At 65.4% G+C, this 20,476-nt stretch carries 14 protein-coding genes; 8 read left to right on the top strand and 6 right to left on the bottom strand.

Translation table 11 applies throughout. The features are described 5' to 3' along the window. Positions 1-105 precede the first annotated feature (105 nt). Complete coding sequence (locus tag ACZ60G_RS11070; RefSeq protein ID WP_465809341.1) at positions 106-1,170, bottom strand: alpha/beta hydrolase; 1,065 nt, start codon at positions 1,168-1,170, stop codon at positions 106-108. Positions 1,171-1,583: 413 nt separating this feature from the next. Between ACZ60G_RS11070 and ACZ60G_RS11065 the strand changes: the two genes are divergently transcribed. Next, a complete protein-coding gene (locus tag ACZ60G_RS11065; RefSeq protein ID WP_465809339.1) occupies positions 1,584-2,702 on the top strand; it encodes a TetR/AcrR family transcriptional regulator in 1,119 nt (372 codons plus the stop codon). Here ACZ60G_RS11065 and ACZ60G_RS11060 read toward each other — a convergent pair. After that, positions 2,679-3,806, bottom strand: a complete 1,128-nt coding sequence (locus ACZ60G_RS11060) for a TetR/AcrR family transcriptional regulator (RefSeq protein ID WP_465809337.1) — start codon at positions 3,804-3,806, stop codon at positions 2,679-2,681. The two genes, ACZ60G_RS11065 and ACZ60G_RS11060, sit on opposite strands and share 24 nt — an antisense overlap. 74 nt (positions 3,807-3,880) lie before the next feature. On the opposite strand from ACZ60G_RS11060, the gene ACZ60G_RS11055 reads away from it, so the two are divergent. The 4 genes from ACZ60G_RS11055 to ACZ60G_RS11040 all read left to right on the top strand — a co-directional run bounded on the left by ACZ60G_RS11055 (position 3,881) and on the right by ACZ60G_RS11040 (position 9,772). Beyond that, positions 3,881-4,933: a polyprenyl synthetase family protein gene (locus ACZ60G_RS11055; RefSeq protein WP_465809335.1), complete on the top strand. Its 1,053-nt coding sequence runs from the start codon at positions 3,881-3,883 to the stop codon at positions 4,931-4,933. Continuing rightward, positions 4,930-6,309 (top strand): cytochrome P450, encoded by a 1,380-nt coding sequence (locus ACZ60G_RS11050; protein ID WP_465809333.1) that lies wholly within the window; start codon positions 4,930-4,932, stop codon positions 6,307-6,309. Before ACZ60G_RS11055 ends, ACZ60G_RS11050 begins: the two co-directional genes overlap by 4 nt. Before the next feature lie 2 nt (positions 6,310-6,311). Next, on the top strand, positions 6,312-7,220 hold the full coding sequence (locus ACZ60G_RS11045) for a UbiA family prenyltransferase (protein WP_465809332.1): 909 nt from the start codon (positions 6,312-6,314) through the stop codon (positions 7,218-7,220). A gap of 458 nt (positions 7,221-7,678) precedes the next feature. Next, a complete protein-coding gene (locus ACZ60G_RS11040) occupies positions 7,679-9,772 on the top strand; it encodes an AMP-binding protein (RefSeq protein ID WP_465809331.1) in 2,094 nt (697 codons plus the stop codon). Positions 9,773-9,774: 2 nt separating this feature from the next. Here the strand turns inward: ACZ60G_RS11040 and ACZ60G_RS11035 are convergent, their stop codons facing one another. The 3 genes from ACZ60G_RS11035 to ACZ60G_RS11025 all read right to left on the bottom strand — a co-directional run bounded on the left by ACZ60G_RS11035 (position 9,775) and on the right by ACZ60G_RS11025 (position 15,688). Beyond that, on the bottom strand, positions 9,775-11,196 hold the full coding sequence (locus ACZ60G_RS11035) for an MFS transporter (RefSeq protein ID WP_465809329.1): 1,422 nt from the start codon (positions 11,194-11,196) through the stop codon (positions 9,775-9,777). 154 nt (positions 11,197-11,350) lie between these two features. Then, positions 11,351-13,201, bottom strand: a complete 1,851-nt coding sequence (locus ACZ60G_RS11030) for a hypothetical protein (protein ID WP_465809327.1) — start codon at positions 13,199-13,201, stop codon at positions 11,351-11,353. 1,335 nt (positions 13,202-14,536) lie between these two features. After that, positions 14,537-15,688, bottom strand: a complete 1,152-nt coding sequence (locus tag ACZ60G_RS11025) for an esterase/lipase family protein (protein ID WP_465809326.1) — start codon at positions 15,686-15,688, stop codon at positions 14,537-14,539. A gap of 242 nt (positions 15,689-15,930) precedes the next feature. Between ACZ60G_RS11025 and ACZ60G_RS11020 the strand changes: the two genes are divergently transcribed. Further along, on the top strand, positions 15,931-17,166 hold the full coding sequence (locus ACZ60G_RS11020) for a PucR family transcriptional regulator (RefSeq protein WP_465809324.1): 1,236 nt from the start codon (positions 15,931-15,933) through the stop codon (positions 17,164-17,166). A gap of 5 nt (positions 17,167-17,171) precedes the next feature. On the opposite strand, the gene ACZ60G_RS11015 is transcribed toward ACZ60G_RS11020, so the two are convergent. Further along, positions 17,172-17,849: a FadR/GntR family transcriptional regulator gene (locus tag ACZ60G_RS11015; RefSeq protein WP_465809322.1), complete on the bottom strand. Its 678-nt coding sequence runs from the start codon at positions 17,847-17,849 to the stop codon at positions 17,172-17,174. 111 nt (positions 17,850-17,960) lie between these two features. On the opposite strand from ACZ60G_RS11015, the gene ACZ60G_RS11010 reads away from it, so the two are divergent. After that, positions 17,961-19,424: an amino acid permease gene (locus ACZ60G_RS11010; RefSeq protein ID WP_465809320.1), complete on the top strand. Its 1,464-nt coding sequence runs from the start codon at positions 17,961-17,963 to the stop codon at positions 19,422-19,424. Beyond that, the gene (locus tag ACZ60G_RS11005; RefSeq protein ID WP_465809318.1) at positions 19,421-20,473 is read left to right on the top strand and encodes an asparaginase domain-containing protein; all 1,053 of its coding nucleotides are present in this window, start codon (positions 19,421-19,423) and stop codon (positions 20,471-20,473) included. Before ACZ60G_RS11010 ends, ACZ60G_RS11005 begins: the two co-directional genes overlap by 4 nt. Positions 20,474-20,476 lie beyond the last annotated feature (3 nt).

Below are 20,476 nucleotides of genomic sequence, written 5' to 3'. Positions count from 1 at the left end.
CGCTTGCGGCAGTTGCGGATGAGCGAAATCGATATCCCTGCGACTATTCACAGAATATCCTGACCGCAGACAGTGGTCCGCACACAACTCCGTCCGCCGCGCTATTCATTGCCTCAGCGCCGCACTGAGTACCGGCCACGAATTGTGCAGGTCCTCCTGCCAATACCCCCAGGAATGCGTACCGGTGGGCCGGAAATCCACGGTGGCCGGAATATCCAACTCCCGGAGTCGGTCGCGTAGTTGTTCGGTGCAGACCGCGGTAAGGGCATCCAACGCACCACCGATGAGCAGTTGGTCCAGGAGTTTCACCGGATTCGCGTTGATACCCGGTCCGTCCAGGGTGTCGAGCGGTCCCGGTTGCCCGGTGCCGGTGGAAACGTAGATGGTCGTACCACGCAGTTGATCGGCATGTAGATAGGGATCGTTGGCGGCCCATGCAGGATCGGTGGGCGGCCCCCACATATTGCGCGGATTGCCGCGACGAGCGGTCACAATGGCATTCACCATCGCCTGTCCCGGCAGGTCACTGGTGCGCACACAACCGCTGTAGGAACCGATGGCACGGTAGAGCCCGGGTGCCACGATGGCGAGTCGGAATACCGCCGAACTCGCCATCGAAAGCCCCGCAATCGCATTCGCACCGGTACCGCGAAATGCCGAGTCGATGATCGACGGCAGTTCCCTGGTGAGAAACGTGGTCCAGCGCTGTCTGCCGATCACCGGATCGTCCACCTGCCAATCGGCGAAGAAGGTGCCACCGCCGCCGACCAGCATCACCACGGTGACCTGCTTATCGGCGAAGAATCGCTCGACATCGGTCTTGGTGAGCCAATTGCTGCCGTCACTCCAGACCCCGGTATCGGTGCCGCCGTCGACGCCATTGAGCAGATACAAGACCGGCGCCGGTTTCGAATTGTCCACCGCAGGAAGGACTTCGATGGGTACGGTCCGCCCCATCGCCTCGGAATACACGGTCAGATCGAGTACTCGCCCCGGCCCCTGCGCCGCGGCGAGCATTCGTGACCCATCGGGCGCCTGCCGCGCGGCCGCCAAGGCACGCACCGGAATCGGCGCATCCGAGTCCCATGCGGAATCCGCGAGCGATATACCGCCCGAACATGCTAGGACGGCGGCCGCACACAGCGCGGCCGAACGCAGGCCACAGCACACCTCGCACCTCCGATCAGCAAGCGGCGCTGTTCGGCCCGAACGTAAGCCGGGATCGCGTGGCCGCGGATCCGCTCGGCCAGAATTTGGGTGATCTCGTCAGTCGCCGCCGAACCATCTGGTATCCACCACAAATGCGGCGCGAACCGGAATCCACTTGGCGGGCACCCTGTGCCCGGTGCCGTCTGACCATCCCCTCCGCGGTCAGACGGCGGCAACTGACGCGCGAGGACATCGGCAGTCGAGATGTTGTTACCATTTGGATGATAGACGCATCCGAATGTGCATGACAACGCCGAACAGGGCACGATCGCCGCGCCGCCAGCTACATCTCGGCCATTCGTAGCGCGGCGCGCGAGTATCGAACCGGTACGCTGCGCGGTGCCGCAGGAAGCAAGGGAACAGCGAAGGGACCGATGGTTCGTCTGACGAGGGCACAGCAGCAGGACGCCACCCGCAGAAAGGTGTTGGCCGCGGCCAAGTCCGAGTTCGCGCAGCGCGGATTCCGCGGCGCGACGGTCGACGGCATCGCCGAGCGCGCCGATATGACGCGGGGAGCGGTCTATTCCAATTTTCCGGGCAAGCGGGCGTTATATCTCGCGGTGCTCGCGCACGAAGCCGAACAGGCTCCCGCGCCCGCCGGCGGCGCGAAGTCCGACACACCGGCCGCCGCACTCGGCGCGTTCGCCAGCACCTGGCTCGAGCAACTGCCGCAGTCGAGCCAGTATGAATACGGCGAAGACGAGCAGTTCACCTCCCCCGCGCTCAGCGTCGATTTCGTACCCGAAGTCCTGATGAGCGAACAGATCCGGCGGCCGTTCGCACAGCTGCTCGCGCTCGACGCGCTACTGCTCGCCGTATCGCTGCGGGCCATCAGCCAGCCGACGTCCGCGCCGCTGGAAAGTTTCATCGCCAGCGCCGAATCCGTGCTGACGATCCTGTACGGGACGACCCAGCTGTCCTACGTCGCGCCCGAGTTCACCGATCCGGCACGGGCCATCGCGCTATGCGAACAGGTCGCACTACTCGGCGGCGTCAAGACGCCGAGCCCGCCGTCCCCGACCGACGCGCGCGTCACGCGGGTCGACGAGCCTTGGGAACCGCCGAGCTGCATCGATCGCATACGCGCGGACTCGGCCCGGCTCGACGGCGACGGCCTGATCGCCGTCGTCGGTATGCACCGGATCGCCACCATCGAAGCGGCGCTGTCGATCTGGCCCGAGCACACCGATATCACGCTGGCGCTGGTGAGTGATCGTCCGGCGGAACTCGCACCGCTGGCGCGGCTGGCGATCGCGGATATCTGCCGGTCATTGCGCCATGCTTTTCCGGTCGCGGCGCTACCGCGGTTACAGGTGATCGTCGATCACGCCGGAACACTCGCGGCCGCATGCGGATTCGACCGGGTCGACGACAATTCCGAGTTCGCGGTCCTCGTCGAGAACGGCCGCATCACGACGCGGGCCGAGGGGCGGGGCGCAGGCAAGGCCGCCGCAACCGAATACGCCAGTTCATCGGCTCCAGACCGAGCGTAAGTCGTCCAGGGTGCCGAGCGTTCTCGCCAGCGCCTGACAGGCACCCGCGCCAGTCGCCCGCGCCACCACCCGTTCGCCGTCGACGAAGACCGCACTCTCGGTGTCGTCATCGACGGCGTCCACCCCGCACGCCCGTGCGATTTTGCCGGATTCGTCGAGAACCACCTGCATGCCGGGAACCGCGGGGCAGGGAAATGCGGCGCGCAGCGACCTGCTGATATCGCTGACCGCGAGGCGAGCCAGCTGTGCCACCTCCGTCCCGTCGGCGGTGGCCATCGCGATCGTTGTGCGACCTCCGCTGGGCTGGTCACGCAGGATATCCGCGATGGCGCCGAGCTTGTTCATCCCGAGTACGGCAACAACGTTCGCGCCCGAGAGATCCGCGGCTACCGTGTGGACCAGGTCGCGGCACGGTGGTGGCGTCCACGGTTCGTCGACGCCCGTCACCGCGACGGTGTCCGCCATAGCCCGCGTGGTGTCGTCGATCCGGTGGTGCACCATCTGCTCACATGCCGCGATCACTTTCGCCCGGTCCACGAATTCCGGTGCGACGAAAGACAATTGTGTCGCACCGTAGAGCAGGGTGATCACGGATTCGGCGATGCCGAGCCAACGGCCGGGCAGTACGGACCCACCACCACCGTCCAGGCCCGCCAGCGCGAGGCCGAGGAGGATGGCGTCCAGTTTGATCAGCTGCACGAACGAGCCGCGCAGACATTCATCGACGACGAGTTCGGGAATGAGGTCGTGCGCCAGCATCGGTGAGTGCAGCTGCGAGACCCCGGCCACCGGATAGTTTGCCGAACCCGGGAGCCGGTCTACCCAGGTCCGGGCGAATCGGCCGATGGCCGCCACCGGGGTCCGCGCCGGGCGACCATCCAGCAGTTCCGGCGCCCCCTCGGCCTCCGCGGCCAGCACCGCCAGGTACAACGCCCGCTTACCAGCGAAGTTGGAGTACACCGCGCCGCGCGTGAGTTCCGCGCGCTCGGCGATGTCATCCACCGTCGCGCCGCGAAAACCGCGTTCGGCGAATTCCGCCTTGGCCGCCGCTAGGACCCGGTCGCGATTGCGTTGCTGCAATGCGGCTCTGCTCTGACGACTCATCGGTTCTCCACCAACCGTTCTGTTCGTTTACAGATGCGCATACCATCCAAATGTTGATACCATCTCAATGCTACGTGCGACTGAGTACGAGCGAGGCGGGCATCGAAGGACGGGTAGTGGGCATTACCAGGTACGAATCCGGGTCGCGAACCGCGGCCACGGTGCTAGACGAGGCCAAGCGTCTGGTCGAGCCCGCATACCGCTCCTCCCTGGACCGCATTGCCCCACCGATCAGAATGATCGTCGGCTATCACGCCGGCTGGCTGGACGCCACGGGACGGCCGAGCAAACAGGTCGGCAAATCGATCCGTCCGGCGCTGGTACTCGCATCCGCCAAAGCAGTCGCAGCCGCAGAGCCACCGCAGGGTGTCACCGAGGCCGTCGCGGTCGAGCTCGTGCACGATTTCTCGTTACTGCACGACGACCTGACCGACGGCGACGAGCAGCGCCGCAAGCGCCGATCGGCCTGGTCGGTCTATGGCGAACGCGGCGCCCAGCTCGCCGGAGATGCGCTACTGGCCATGGCGATCAACGAGATGGTCGGCCGCCCCGGCATCACGCTGCTGTCGAAAGCCCTCGACGCGCTATGCAACGAAAAATCCGCGGATATCGAGTCCGAACACCGCGAGACCGTCGACGAATCCCTCGCCGTGATCGAGTCGAAGACCGCGGCGCTGCTGTCCTGCGCCTGCGAGATGGGCGCGATCGCCGGTGGCGCCGACCAGGAACAAGCCAGAGCGCTGGCCGAATTCGGACACCATCTCGGCATCGCATTCCAATTGATCGATGACATGCTCGGCATCTGGGGCAATCCGAGCGTGACCGGTAAGCCGCTGTACCCCGACCTCGCCAACCGCAAGAAATCCCCGCCGATCGCGCGCGCACTGGATTCGACCGGGCCCACCGCGGATGCGCTGCGCGAGTTGTATCGAGATGTCGGCCGCGATACCGAAACGCTGCACCGGATCGCCTGCCTGATCGAACTCACCGGAGCACGCGAGTGGGCGGAACGGGAGGCCCGGCGGGAGCTCGATGCCGCGTTGGACTGCCTCACCAGAGTATCCGCCGACAATGCCACCGAGGATCTTCGACTACTTGCCGCGATGATGACGAGCAGGTCCGCATGAAGAACCCGATCGAGTCGATCCCGCTAGCTCCGAACACGGTCCCGATTCTCGGTCACGGCATTCGTTTTCTCACCGACCCGATCGGATTTCTATCCTCACTCCCCACGCACGGCCGCCTCAGCCGAGTCCAACTGGGTCCGCTGCCGGTCGTGGTGGTCTGCGATCCCGAGTTGGCCCGCGTGGTGCTGCTCGACGACCGCACCTTCGATCGCGGCGGACCGCTCTACGATCGCTCCCGCGAAGTCGCGGGCGACGGTATCGGAACCTGCCCGCACAGCAGGCACCGGCGACAGCGCCGCCTGAGCCAACCCGCCTTCCAACCGGGACGTATGCCCGGATACTCCGAGGCCATGGTCGACTCGATCGAGCACGTGATCGGTTCCTGGCAGGACGGGCAGCAAATCCAGCTCGGCGCGGAAATGTCGAAACTCACTGTCCGAGTAGCAGTTCGGACAATGTTCTCATCGTCGTTTCCGGAGACCTCGGTTCAGCAGGTCGCCGACGATTTCACGACGATCGCCGGGAGTATATTCCGTCGGATGGTGCTGCCACCGGGCGTCAATCGACTGCCCACACCGGCCAACCGGCGCTACTACCAGGCGCGGAACCGGCTGCGGGCGGTGGCCGCCGAACTCATCGACCAGCGGCGCGCCGACAATCGCGACCACGGTGATCTGCTGTCCTCCCTCATGCGTGCCCGCGATCCCGACTCCACCGGCGCGCAGGTCGCGATGAGCGACGAGGAACTGATCGACCAGGTATTCACATTTCTGTTCGCGGGTGCGGAAACCACCGCGAGCACATTGACCTGGGCGCTGTATCTGCTCGGACGAAATCCGGAGCTACGAAGGCAGGTTCAGCACGAGGTCGATACCGTGCTGAGCGATAGCACCGCCCGCTACCAGGACCTGGCGAATCTTCCCGTCGTCAATCGGGTGGTGACCGAAACGCTGCGGTTGTATCCGGCCGGATGGTTGCTCACCAGGGTGGTTTCGGCCGATACCACCCTCGACGGCGTCCCTCTTCCGGCGGGCACGACCGTCGCGGTCAGTCCGCACGTCATTCATCGGCGCGATGAAATCTATGAGCGGGCAGGCGAATTCGTGCCCGATCGATGGATCGGCGCGGAGCCGGACCGAACGCTGTTCATTTCCTTCGGCGCCGGTGCGCGACGCTGCATCGGTGACCAGTTCGGACTGGTCGAGGCCAGCTTGGCATTGGCGACGATCGCAGCACGCTGGCGCGTCGATCCACTGTCGACTCGGCCCGTGCCCGTATCGCTCGCACATCTGCCCGCACCGACGAAACTCGGTATGCGGGTGTGGCGTCGAGATCCGGTGGCCGTCGATGCATCCGCGTCGGAGCCTGGTAGGTAGTTATGGCCGCACCTCCCGAAGCGGCCGCGCGCCGCAGGGTCGGCGTGCTGACCAGCGGCCTACTGCGTGAGTTCCACATCTGCTGGTCGTTCAGCGCAGGCGACCTGACGGCAACCGTTGTACCCGCGACGACCTTCGCCGTCGCCGCATGGGCGAGCACCCGTGCGGGTGTGGTTGCGCTACCGCTGGTACTGGCCGAATGTCTGGTCTATTTCTGGCTTTACATCTACACGTTCAACCTGTCCAACCAGCTGACCGGGATCGAGGAGGATCGTCACAACAAGCCGCACCGGCCGCTCGTCGTCGGACTCGTCACCCCGCAGGGCGCCAAGTGGCGACTGGTCTGGGTCACTGCCGCCTTCCTCGCGCTGGGTGCGGTGCTGCAGGTCCTGGAATGGACGGTGCTCTGGATAGTGGCGTGGGCCTTCCACAATCACTTCGGCGGTGCCCGCGCACTGTGGGGTAAGAATGCCGCTATGGTCGCGGGCACGATCGCCCAACTCGCGGCCGCCTGGCAAATCGTGACTCCGCTGACCCCGGCGGCCTGGACCTGGATCGCGGCGATCGCCATACCCTTGGGTGTGCTGGTATCCCTGCAAGATCTGCGCGATATCGACGGTGATGTGGCGGTCGGAAGACGCACCGCCGTAGTGGTTTTCGGCGAGCCGGCCTGCCGCCGGTTCTTGGCGGCGGCATTCGTGATCTATCCGGTTGCCATGTATTTCCTCGTCTATCGGGACGCACCGGTCCCCGCGGCACTGCTCGGAGTGGCCGCGGCGCTGCTGTCCTTCGTCATCGCCTACCGCGTATTCCGGCGGCGCGATCGCCGTGCCGACCACACCACCTACCTGCTCTATACCTACTGGTACTGCCTGACCCTGGCCAGCGCGGTCCTCGCTTTCGGAACGTAATCCTCGGCAGGACGCGCCCACGCAGATCCGGGGAGGGATCGGATTTACCCGAACCGGATGAGCGCGGCCTGCCCTCGAACACCACTACGCCAGCGGCACCGACTGCGGCCTCGGTGTCGCGCCTGCGAGTATTCGAGACACGGTGTCGGCGACGGTGCCTGGTGATCACCATGTGTTCCCAGCTTAGGTTTGCCTGAACATTTGGGCAATCCTATTGGGGCACAACATTATTGGACCGTGTGTGCATTGTGATCGATCCCAGGACGGGTGCGCGAGGCCCGGCGGGGTGAATTCCGGCGATTATTGGGGTCATTCACATGGGTCCCGGTCGCCGGTTGGGCGCGGACCCAACTTCGCAGTGAATGGTGGGCAACACGGGTGGGGCCTCGCATACTTGCGTTCATAGGGGTTTCCCGCCGACCCGAGCTGTTCGAACCGGCCGACGAGAAGTGCATGAGTTGGTTACCGACATCATCGATGTGGGCGCGGAATTCGCGATCGCCCGGCGAGCGCTCTGGGATCTGCTGCTCGAACCGCAGACCTATCCACGGTTATTCGCCGGCATCGGCGGCTGCGAACGCGTGGAATCCCGTACCGACGACGGCATTCTGGAGGTGCGGGTCGGCATCCCGGAATCCGGAATACGCACTCATCAGGTGCGGTTCCGGGTGTGTCGCTGGTACGAGAGCTTCGAATTGGAGTGCCTGGGCACCGGCAGTCTCGCCTCGGTCCGTCTGCGCGGCGACGAGGAGTGCACCAAGATCGTCATCACCCTGTTCGCACCGGGCCGGATGCATCCGCTGCTGCCGGAGCAATCCAATGCCGCAGTGGTGGCGTGGGTCGACAGCGGATTGCGGCACGCGGTAGACGTCATTCGCGGCGCGCACACCTCGGTCGCGGTCAATGCCGAGAATTCACCGCTGCGGCGGCAGGTGGGTGTGGCCAAGCAGATCATGAGTACCGGTGTCGCGCGGCCCACCCACCCCGCGACCAGCATCAAACAGGTTCGCTCCCTGGCGAAATGGGGTTTCAATCTGGCGGGCGGGTATGCCGCGGGGGCCGCGCATTCGCCGGATCGGATCGCTGTCGTCGACGACTCCGGTACCCGCACCTTCGCTCAGATGCATGAACGCACGAATGCGCTGGCCGGGGCCATGGCCACCCTGGGGCTCGCGTCCGGTGACGCGGTGGGGTTGCTGTCGCGCAATCATGCGGGCATGGTCGAAACCATGGTCGCCGCCGGGAAACTCGGGGTCGACGTGGCGCTGTTGAATGCGGGGCTGTCCGGGCGGCGCATCGAGGAAATCGTGCAGCGCCACCGGCTTTCGGCGCTGTTCATCGACGGTGATCTGGAACAGCTGGTCCGCTATCTGCATACCGATCTGCCGCGGTTCAATACCGACGGTCGCCCGCCGGTACCGGGGCGTTCCACCATCGACGACCTGATCGCCATCGGGCAGTCCGAATTTCGCATCCCGACACAGCCCGGCAGGCTGATCGTGCTGACCTCGGGAACCAGCGGCACACCGAAGGGCGCGCGCCGCCCCTATCCGAAGGGTTTCGGCACCATCGCAGCCCTGCTGTCGCGGATTCCGTTGACAATGGACGCCGCGATGCTCATCCCCGCGCCGCTGTTCCACACGTGGGGTCTGGCCGGACTTCAGCTCAGTACGGCGCTGCGTGCAACAGTGGTGGTCTCGGAGCGGTTCGACGCCGAGGACTGTCTGCGCTTGGTCGCCGAACACCAGGTCGAGAGCATGATCGTGGTGCCGACCATGGTGAATCGCATCCTCGATCTGCCCACCGCCGTGCGTGCTCGATACGACACATCCAGTCTGCGCACCGTGATCAGCTGCGGCGCACCGCTGGCCGGGGCGACCGTGCTGCGATTCATGGACACCTACGGCGAGATCCTCTACAACGTCTACGGTTCCACCGAGGTGTCCTGGGCCACCATCGCGACTCCCGACGATCTGCGCACCGCACCGACCACCGCGGGCCGACCGCCGCTCGGCACCAGGGTCGCGGTGCTCGGTCCGGATCAGCGCCCGGTTCCGATCGGCGTCACCGGGCATATCTTCGTCGGCAACCACATGCTCTTCGACGGCTACGTCAATTCCGCGCCACCCGCCGAGGCCGACGGCATGCTCGACACCGGTGACCTCGGCTATCTCGATGTCGCGGGTCGAATGTTCATTGCCGGACGCGATGACGAGATGATCATCTCGGGCGGTGAGAATGTGTTCCCGCGTCCGGTCGAGGAGGCCCTCGCGCATCTGCCGCAGGTCAGTGAGGTCGCCGTGGTCGGCGTGCCGGATACCGAGTTCGGGCAGCGTCTGGCCGCCTTCGTGGTGAAACGTGAAGGCGCGGGGCTGGATTCGGATATGATCCGGTCCTACATTCGCAATCGGCTCAGCCGTTTCTCCGTACCGCGCGATGTCACCTTCCTCAACGCACTCCCCCGCGGCGAAACCGGAAAGATTCTCAAGCGGCTGCTCATCGGATCCGAGCCCGGCGAACCGTCTCCACTGGGTACCACCGGCTCTGCCTGAGCTTATGTGGGTGCCTGAGGCGGTGCGGGCAACGCCAGCGTCGGCACCGCCATGGCGATGGCGATCACCGCGATGGCCGCCAGCATGACAATGCTGCCGTCCAGGGTGTGGGTGCGGAAGAACACGACGCTGAGCAGTGCGAGCCCGACCGCATTGCCGAGCTGCTCGATGGTGGGCAGTTGCCCGGATGCCTCGGCCATTTGTCGCTGCTCCAAGCCCGCCAGCATCAGCGGTTGTACTTGCACACCGAACAGGCCGACCCCGAATCCGGCGACGAAGACCGGGCCGAGCGCCAACGCGAGATTCACCTCGCCCGCGGTGAGCCGCAGATATGCCGCGCCGATCGCCACGCAGCAGCCATACATCGCGATGCCGAATGCGAGTGCTCTTGCCCCCCAACGCTTTACCAGCAGCATCGAGGCGAGGGCGCCGGTGCCCGCGCCGAGTGCGAATGGTGTCATCGCTACACCGGTGCGCAGTGCGGACCAATGCAATTCGTCCTGCAGGGTGATCGATACGGTGAAGACGAATGCGGTGAACAGACCGAAGAAACTCGCCACCAGCACCGCACCGATGGCGAAGCCGCGATCGGCGAACAGATCCAGGCGAACCAGCGGACTGCCGCCGCGCCGGACCAGCCTGCGCTCGTAGACGAAGAACACCGCACCCAGCGTGCAAGCCGCGGCGATTACACCGAAAGATAATGGCCGCCAACCATTCTGCTGAATGTCCGCGAGAGCGGCGAGTAAGGCGAACAGGCTCACGGTGGACATTGCCACGCCGCCCAGGTCGAGGCGATCGCGTTCCAGTGGCCTGCCGAGGTGCAGGTATTTGAAGCCGAGAACGAAGGCGAGCACGCCGATGGGCAGATTCATCAGGAATATCGAATGCCAACCGAGTCCGCCGATATCGGCGGTGACCAGCGCACCGCCGAGGATCGGCCCGAGCATTCCGGCGAGTCCGGCGGTCGCACCGTAGAGCGCGAAGACCTGTTGATGTCGATTCGGCGGGAAGCTCGCGATGAGGATGGCAATGGTCTGCGCCGCCATCCCGGCACCCGCGACCCCCTGCCCAATTCTGGCGATTACCAATTCGGTTGCGCTCGCAGATATTCCGCACCACACCGAGGCCGCGGTGAAGGCCGTGACCGAGATCAGGAATACGGTGCGGCGGCCGACGATGGCGCCGACGCGCGCCGCGGTCAGCAGCGTGCACGCGAAGGCCAGCGAATACCCGGAGACAACCAGCACCTGCGCCGATTGCGAGGCTCGCAGGTCTACGGTGAGATTCGGCAGTGCGGTATTGACGATGGTCACGTCGATCATCTGCATGAAGACCGCGATGAGGCAGCCGGCGAAGGCGAGCCACGCGCCGAATTCACCGCCCGCCCGCTCGTCGGATCGTTGTGTTTCGATCTCCGTCACAGCTGATCCTCCCGAAGGCGGGCAATCGAACGCGATGACGGTAACGAACAATCCGGTAGCGACCGCAGGTCAGCGATAAAAGACTCCGCCAACACACAAGCCGACCACCCCCATCTTGTGAACCAGCCCAAGTCGAGGCTCGGCCCTGGCCCGATCAGGCCGGCAGGTCGGTCGACTCGGCTCGCGCCATCTTCACCAGCATGTCGTGCAGCTCCTTCGCCAATTTCCCCGCACGATCCCCGTGCAGCGCGAAATCAGTGAACGCATCGAGCAGGGCGAGGCTCGGATCCAGCGGGTTGTAGGTGAGATCCGCACTGCCACGCAGTGATTCGGTGATCAGTCGGCGTTGCGCCTCGTGCCGGGCCCGAAAGTCCCCCGCGACATCGAGCGCACAACCGAACTCACGCACAACCGCCGCATAAACCGGCCGATCGGCATTGCGCCGCCGACGCAACCACCTGCGCGGCCGCGCACTCCCGGCCGCCGGGACCAAAGTCGCCAAGGCACTCCCATCGAGCACCATCCAGATAGCTGACGCATCTGATTGCGGCAATGGTGGAGACGGCCCACGCACAGGGGGCGCGCTATCGTCCGGATCGGTAATCCGTATGCCGCGCAAGGCAATCGGATACCGGGTGAGCATGTCGTCCACCGCTGCCGTCACCTCCCCGACAACGTAGGTGTCGACATTCGGCCCATCGAAGCCGACGATGTCCAGACCATGCTGCGCCGCCAACTCGACAGCGGTCGTGGGTGTCGCCGAATCGACGGAATCCGCACGGGAGCCCGGCATCTCGATGTCAGGATAGGTCGGAAGTCGTATTGTCTCGGATTCCTGAAAATGGATCGGCAGCGGTACAGTCTCCGACTCCAGGTCCTCCGCGGGCGACCACACCACCTCGGACTCTCGCACAGAGACCGGCAGCGGTGCCGACTCAGGTTGTTGCACGTAGACCGGCAGCGATGCAGCGTCGGGCTCATGAACGTCCCCCGGTACCGGCACTGCCTCCGGCCCCCGAACATCCGCCGGTCGCGCCCCTGCTGTGGGTTCGGCAGCAACCGCTGACAACGGCACCACTTCGGGCGCCCCAAAATCCACGAGCAGGCTTGCCGTCTCCAGCTCCGACGTGTGAGCCGGTAGCGGCAGTGCCTCAGGCTCCCGAACATCTGCTGGCAACGCCCCGGGCGCCTCGATCTCCACCGGCGCACGTCCCGACTCGGAAACCGAAACGTCAACTGGTAGCGGCACTTCGTCCGACCCACTGACATCCACCAGTAACGACGGAGCCTCGGGTTCACGAACATCCGCTGGTAGTGCGTCAGCCCCGGGCGCCGCGACATCCTCCGGCAGCGCCACGGCCTCGGGCTCCGCGACATCCTCCGGTAGCGCCACGGCCTCGGGCGCCGCAACATCGGCTGACAGCGGCACTGCCCCGCGCGCCTCAGTATCCGCCGACGGTCGTCCCAACTCTGGTTCCCGAGCGCAGACCGGCAGTGGCGGTTCCTCGACGGTGCCCAGTAGCTCTGGAATCCCCGGCCCCCGAACGTCCGCCGGTGGCGGCACCACTGCGGGCCCGGCAGCATTCCCAGGCAAGGGCAGGCCCTCGGGCATCCCAACTTCGAGCGGCACGAGTTCCGCGATATCCATTGACAACTGCGGAGGATTCGGCGGCCGAACACCGGTCGTCGGCGAGACTGCCTCCGGCGCTTGAACATCCGTCGACGGTCGAATCGCCTCCGGGCTCGCGATCTCGCCGAGCTGGCCACTCGGTACCGACACAGCTTCTGGTTCCCGAACATCTTCCGGTGACGCCGCGGCCGCAGCCACCGCATCCGCCAGGAACGGCACAGCCGCAGGTGCCTCGATATCGTTCACCGGCGCGGATATCGACTCGCGTTCCGAAACATCCACGCGAAGCGACAAGGCCTCGGGTTGGCGAACATCCTCCGGTAGTGACTCCGCCGCAGGTGCCGCAATATCGGCCGGTAGCGGCACTGTCTCCAACTCGCGATCACCTCCCGGTAGTGGCTCAGCGACATCAGCCGGCAACGGTGCCCGGTCCGGCGCTGCGACATCCACCGGCGGGCGTACCGTCTCAGGTTCCGAAACATCAGTCGGCTGCGGACCTGCCTCCGGCTCCCGAACGACCGCCGGTAGCGCCGCGGCCGCGGGCTCGGCAGCATTCGGCATCTGCGCCGTCCCGTCCGGCTCGCCGACATCCACAGGCTGCGGTCGTGCCGTCTCAGGTTCTCGAATATCGACTGGCAGAGACGGAATTGGGCGTGCCCCGACATCCACCGGCACCGCCACCGCGACGGGCTCCGCAACATTCGCCGACAGCAGCGGATCTGGCGGCCGGACATGCACCGGTGGCGAAACTACCTTCGGCGCTTGAACATCCGTCGACGGTCGAATCGCCTCCGGGTTCGTGGTCTCGCGCAGTGAACCAGTCGGTGCCGATACGGCAGGCTCGGGGCTCGTGTGGACCGTGGTGGGTTGTCGGGGCAGGGTTCGCTGGATTATCGGTGGGGCTGGGGCTGCGACCGGGATCGGTTCCGGTGCAGGGGATGTGGAGGGTTCGGTGGGTGCGTTCGATCTCGCCGGGCGCGGACGAACCGTGCGTTGTGACCACGGGGTGTCCACTCTGCGACGGGACCACGGAGTTGGTGCGGGCTCGCGGACAAGTGGGCGGTGTCGACTTGCGGTGGGTTGCTCTGTCGCAGGTCGACCTGATGCATTTTCGGGCTGCATTGTCGTAGATGCGACATCCGAATGCACCGCAATAGGCGGAACGTCCGAGTGCACCGCAGCAGACGCGACATTCGACTGTGCTGCCGCGAAGGCCACGTCCGACCGCGCATCTCCGGTTGCGCCGACCGAACGTGCCTCCACTGATGCCGCGCCCGACTGCACTCCCACGGGTGTGCCCTCCGACCACACCTCCGCGGATGCGCCGACCAACTGCACTTCCATGGATGCCGCATCCGACCGAACCTCTTCGGACACCGCAACCGACTCCACCTCCGCGAATTCGATCGCGGCCTTCAGCTCGACGACGGTTCGGTTGGCTTCGGCGATCAGGCGTTCCAACCTCGTCACCATCGCCCGCAGTTCGCCCGGATCGAACCGCGACCGCTGCATCACCGAGGTCTCCTGCTGTGTCGTTACCGCGGTCAGGTGCAACCGGGTGTGCTGACCCGTAACCACGGTCCGATTCGCGTGGACCCGAGTACGGACAGTGGCACAGTCAATTTTCACTCAGGTCGTCAAACCTCCCGAGATTGGGAAGTCCACACCTTGCCCGGCACGGCCGGTTCGGGCAGGGTTCATCGGTCGAACTCAGAGGGCGCCGCCACCTCCGATCAACCAGGGGTTGAAGCTGCAGTCCAGATTCGAATGGTGCGCGGGATCCAGGGCTTCGAGCGCGATCGAGGCCGAACGCGGTGAATACATCATGGTCAGGTGGTCGGACAGATCCTGTTCGCAGCCGTCCTGCAGCGTGATGTCGTCGACCGTGGCATCCGGCCCGGCCTGCAGGAATGTCCAGTTGTAGGGGTTGGTGACCTCGTCGTACCGCGACCCGACGACCGTGTAATCGATACCGGGCACGGTATCGCCGTTCGCGTTGAGCCGCGCGTAGAACGAAGACCCGACCGCCTGTTCGATATTCGACAGCCCGACGATCGGCTCGTAGAAACCGAGGATATTCACGCCGAGGTTATTGATGGCCCGCCCCAGCAACGCGATGCCCATCAACGACGTGCCGTGGTGGGTGGCACCGAAAGTGACCAGCTTGCCGACCTTATCGGCGCCCCCGTCGAATTTCAGATACTGATTCGCCACCGTCCCACCCTGCGAGTGGCCGACGATATCGACCTTCTCCGCCCCCGTGGCCGCGCGCACCCGCTCCACGAAATCAGCCAGCTGGCGCGAGGATTCGGCCATCGGCCCGACCCCGTAGCGACCGGGCAGCATCGCACCGATCCCGCCACCCTCCATCAGCCCGGATCGCCCGAAATTGAATGCGAATACGCAGAATCCCGCCCGCGCCAACTGCGGCGAGAGATAGGCAAACGTGTCGAAGGCATTGAGCCAGGTGCCGTGCAACAGCACCACCGGGTTCGGATGTTCGGCACTCGGCTTGCAGTCCCACCGGTTCGCACCCGCCGGCGCGGCATCCGGGTGCGCGAGACCGTACGCGAAAGCCGCAAGGGCCGCGGTCATTTCGGGCCCTTCACCGACGGTATTTGATGCGATGCTCTTCGCCCAGCCCGATCCACTTCCGGTATCCACGATCGCCTGTGGCTGCCGCCCGTCCGGAGCCGGAGCCGGAGCCAGCCCCGCGTTGATCTGTTCGACGAGGAATTGCTGATCGGATTCGGCGGGCTCCGCGCCCGCCGCACCGATTCCGAGCCCATGCGCCACAGACAGTCCAGCGATGAGGGCGGCACCCGCGAAGGCGCGGCAGCCGCGTTGCTTCATTGCAAACATTTCGTACTTCCCATTCCGATCGGTTCCGCCCCACGCCGGTCGCTATGCCACACGTCACAGATCGCACGAAATGTGATGGCCGCCATTGTGATTACGCGGTATTCGAAATCTAGAACGGTCATTAACCGACGTCACTACACGCCATGACGAATAACTCCGCACTCGTTTGTCGTCGACGACAAAGTTCTGGTTGATAAAACCGAAACGTTGAACCGCCCACTGTCGTCGGCAACAATCGGCGCATGGCAATCGCTACGACCTCGGCCATCCGAGACGCTCCATTGGTGACCCGGCTACTGACCCGGTGGCAGCAGATCTCCGAGCGCATGCTCGCCGAGGGCCTCGGCGCGACCCCGCCCGCGACCGATCTGCCCGAAGGCCATTTCACCGCGGAGGTGCTGCCCGCCATCTACGCCTGTGGCCGCGCCGTACTGCACGCCATCGGCGAAGATCGCGAATTCACCGGAGCCGAGGTCGCGGCCTTCGTGGCACCGGTCGCCGAGCGGCATGCCGAAGACCGCTTCCCGCTGTCGATCCTGATCGAGGCAATCCACGGTTCGGCGCAATCGGTGCTCGCCGAAGCCGCCGCACTCGCGACGCCCGAAGAAATGGCCGATCTGGTCCAGGTCGGCTCCCGTCTGCTCGATCTGCTCAAGCACATCAATATCATCGTCGTCGAGACCTACACTGCGGTCGAACAATCCATCTACAACGCCGAGCGGGAAGCCCGCCGCGAACTGTGTTCAGCACTGCTGCGCGGCCAACCCGCCGATGAACAGGCCGCCCGCGCAGACACCCCGCTCAGCGACCGCTACACGGTGCTCGGCATCCATATCGATTCCGACGACCAGCCCACCTCCGTCGCCGATCTACTGGCCCGGCGACGGATACGCATCCTGCACCGCACCCTGGACACGATAAGCAATGGCACCGCCCTGGTGACCTTCGACGGATCCACCGGAATCGCCCTGCTCCCAAGGTATTCCGACGAACCCGAATCGACCCGCTACGCCGGGCTGGCGGCCGAGCTGGCCGAACAATTCGGCGCGTCGGCACATCTGGCCGAATGCCCGGCGGTCCTACGCACCGAACTGCCCGATGCCGCGGCCGAAGTCGCCGAACTCGCAACCCTCGCACGCCTGCTCGGCCGCCCGACCGGGACATACCGACTCGACGATCTGCTGCTCGAATACCAACTCACCCGACCGGGCCACGCCCGCGACCGGCTGGCCGAACGGATCACCCCACTGCTGAGCAACCCGCATCTTCTCGAGGCGTTGGAGGCACATCTGCGCTACGGTTCCGACCGTAAAGCAGCGGCGGCACGACTTCATGTGCACCCCAATACCTTCAGCTATCGACTGCGCCGCATCGCCGAACTCACCGGTATCGATCCCGCCGATCCGAACAACTCACGCCTGCTCGCCGCATCACTCACGATCCAGCGCACCCACCAGCCCCCCGAACCGCGACGGTAGGTCGCTCAGGCGCCGATGCGGGCGACCGTTTCGGCGACTCGCTCCAGGTGATCGGTCATCGCCGCACGCGCCACCTCCGGCGCACCGGCCTCGATGGCCCGCACGATGGCCTCGTGCTCGCGGTCGGAATCGGTGCGGCGGTCCTGGGTCAGGTTCAAGAACTCCGATTGCAGGTCCAGCGCGCGGCGAGTGTCGGCCACCATGGCGGTCAGCATCGTATTGCCGCTCGCGGCCGCGATCGCGGTGTGCAATTCGCCGTCGTAGCGCACCCATTCGTGGGCATCCGGGGCCGCCGCGAGCTTGTCCAGGATCTCGAACAGCTGCCGCACCTGCTCCGGCCTGCGGCGCTCGGCGGCGAATCCGGCGGCCGGTATTTCGACGAGCCTGCGCGCCTCGATCAGATCACCGGCACCGACACCCGCGAAGGTCGGCTGGGTATCGGCATTCTTGGAGACGATGAAAGTGCCTCGGCCGGTGTGGGTTTCGGTGAGTCCGAGGATGGCGCAGGCGTGTAGCGCCTCGCGGACCACCGGCCGACTCACCCCGAACTGCTTGGCCAGCGCCAGCTCCGCGGGCAGGCGATCGCCGACCGCGTAATCGTCGCTCTGGATGAGGCTCTTCAGTCGGCGAAAGACCGCTTCGGTGGCGCCGATGCGCTGCACGTACCCTTCCTCGACCGTCACGCGACCCAGTATGGCATTGACAGCCGCTGTGACCCCCATTACAGTCAACCTGTCTTACAGCCTGACAGCCTTACTTCTTCAGGGCTCGATCCGGCCCATGGAAGGTTTTCGATGCAACATCACGACCAACAGTCGACCGCCGCCACCACGCCCGCACCGCGGATCGATGTCGGGGACCTCGGCTATCAGAAGCGGCTACGCAAGCGCCACATGCAGATGATCGCGATCGGCGGATCGATCGGCACCGGATTGTTCCTCGGCGCCAGCGGCCGGATGTCGCTCGCCGGACCGTCCCTCGCCCTCGTCTACATCGTGTGCGGAATCTTCACGTTCATGGTCGTGCGCGCACTCGGCGAACTGGTCATGTACCGGCCTTCGTCCGGGGCGTTCGTGTCCTATGCTCGCGAATTCCTCGGTGAGCGTGGCGCGTACTCGGTGGGCTGGCTGTACTTCCTGAACTGGTCGACGACCCTCGTCGCCGACATCACGGCGGTCGCGCTCTACGCGCACTTCTGGTCGTTCTTCGTGTCCGTGCCGCAGTGGGTGCTGGCGCTCATCGCGCTGACGGTCGTCGTCGCGCTCAATGTGATGTCGGTGCGACTGTTCGGCGAACTCGAATTCTGGTTCGCGCTGGTCAAGGTCGGGACCATCGTCGTATTCATGGTGCTGGCCATCGGATTCATCGTCACCGGCACCTCGGTCGGCGGGCACGACCCCGGCATTTCGACGATCACCGATCACGGCGGACTGTTCCCCCGCGGCCTGGCACCCATGCTCACCATCGCGCTCGGCGTGGTGTTCGCCTTCGGCGGCACCGAGATGATCGGGGTCGCCGCGGGCGAAGCCGACAATCCCAGACTGGTGGTGCCGCGCGCGGTGAATTCCATCATGTGGCGGATCATCCTGTTCTACGCGGGCTCGGTCGTCCTGTTCACACTGCTACTGCCGTGGACGGCCTACTCCCCCAGTGAAAGTCCGTTCGTCACGGTGATGAGTTCGATCGGCATCCCACACGCCGCCGACGTCATGAATCTGGTGGTGCTCACCGCCGCGATGTCGAGCCTGAACGCCGGGCTCTACGCGACCGGTCGCACCCTGCGCTCGATGGCAGTGGCCGGCGCGGCACCACGTTTCGCTCAGCGCATGAACCGCAACGGCGCACCGTACGGCGGCATTCTGATCACGAGCGTGGTCGGTATCGCGGGCGTGGTGCTCAATCTGGTCATGCCGCAGAAGGCCTTCGAGATCGTGCTGAATCTGGCCGGACTCGGCATCGTCGGCACCTGGGCGTCGATCATGATCTGCCACTGGATCTTCGTGCGCCGAGCCGAGCAGGGGCACTACCGCAGGCCCACCTTCCGGCTGCCCTTCGCGCCGGTGCTCAATATCCTCACCCTCGGCTTCCTACTCGCCGTCATTCTGCTGATGTTCTTCGACGACGAGATCGGGCGCATCACGCTGGCGGCATTCCTGCTCGTCGTCGTCGCGATGGTGGTGGGTTGGTTCCGGGTCCGGGGTCGACTGGATCAGGACGTGCTCGCTCCGATGCCGGAAACCGGATCGGAGCCCGCATGACTTCGATCACCACGGTGCCGCAACGTCTTTCGCAGATCAGTGTCGACATCCTCTACACCGGTGGCACATTCGGGATGGTCGATCACGGTGACGGACTGCGGCCCCGCCGAGGTCTGGGCAGTGAAATCGCGGACACCATCGCACGATTCGAGCGCGAGAACGGCATCGCGGTTCGGTTCGACTACTCCGAGCTCGAGCAGGTCATCGATAGTGCCGATGCCGGGCCCGATACCGCCCGCCGGATCGCCGCACGGGTCCGCTCCGGTATTGCGGAACGCCGACCGGCCGGGGTCGTCGTTGTGCACGGCACCGACACGATGGCCTACGTGGGCGCTCGGATGGCATTCGAGCTGCGCGGTATCGAGGTGCCCGTCGTGCTGACAGGAGCGCAGATCCCGCTGGGCCTTCCGGGCAGCGATGCGCGTAGCAACCTGACGCTTGCGCTGAACTGCATTGCCGCCCAGACAGTCCCAGGGACATTTATCGCTTTCGGCGAGTCGCTGCATCCGGCCGTGCGGGCCAGTAAACGCGCCTGTGACGACTACGACGGATTCACCACGGTCCGGGAGTACGCACCGCCGCCCGCACCACCGCGACTGCCCGAGACGCGACCGCGCATCGCTGGCCCACCCGTCGGCCTGTTCACCGTCTTTCCCGGAATGCATCCAGACCTGCTCGATATGGCATTGCGCCACTACCAGGGCGGACTCGTACTCGAGTGCTACGGCTCAGGCACACTGCCACTGCACGGTTCGGCAACGGTCGAGGCCATCCGCGCGGCGACCGAACGGGGAACGCCAGTAGTCGTCATCACCCACTGTGACAGCGGCACAGTCGATCTCGACCGCTATCAACCCGGCCGGGCCATGCGCGATGCCGGTGCCATCGGTGGCGGCGATATGACCAGGGAGGCCGCACTCGCGAAACTCGGCTACCTGGTCGACATCGGCCTGTCCGGTAGCGCGCTGCGCCGGTGGATGACGACGAATCTGCTCGGCGAACTCTCGAATCACCCCGCGACACAGCCGTTCCCGCACACATCCAACTGAACA

Source organism: Nocardia sp. NPDC102475, from assembly GCF_055584605.1.
Note: the sequence above shows the minus strand (reverse complement) of the source record. Positions and strands in the feature narration are given on the sequence as shown.

Coding starts and splice junctions, on each gene's coding strand:
- ACZ60G_RS11010 (WP_465809320.1), top strand. CDS start 17,961: ATGCAACATCACGACCAACAGTCGACCGCCGCCACCACGCCCGCACCG.
- ACZ60G_RS11005 (WP_465809318.1), top strand. CDS start 19,421: ATGACTTCGATCACCACGGTGCCGCAACGTCTTTCGCAGATCAGTGTC.
- ACZ60G_RS11065 (WP_465809339.1), top strand. CDS start 1,584: ATGGTTCGTCTGACGAGGGCACAGCAGCAGGACGCCACCCGCAGAAAG.
- ACZ60G_RS11060 (WP_465809337.1), bottom strand. CDS start 3,806: ATGAGTCGTCAGAGCAGAGCCGCATTGCAGCAACGCAATCGCGACCGG.
- ACZ60G_RS11050 (WP_465809333.1), top strand. CDS start 4,930: ATGAAGAACCCGATCGAGTCGATCCCGCTAGCTCCGAACACGGTCCCG.
- ACZ60G_RS11045 (WP_465809332.1), top strand. CDS start 6,312: ATGGCCGCACCTCCCGAAGCGGCCGCGCGCCGCAGGGTCGGCGTGCTG.
- ACZ60G_RS11025 (WP_465809326.1), bottom strand. CDS start 15,688: ATGTTTGCAATGAAGCAACGCGGCTGCCGCGCCTTCGCGGGTGCCGCC.
- ACZ60G_RS11020 (WP_465809324.1), top strand. CDS start 15,931: ATGGCAATCGCTACGACCTCGGCCATCCGAGACGCTCCATTGGTGACC.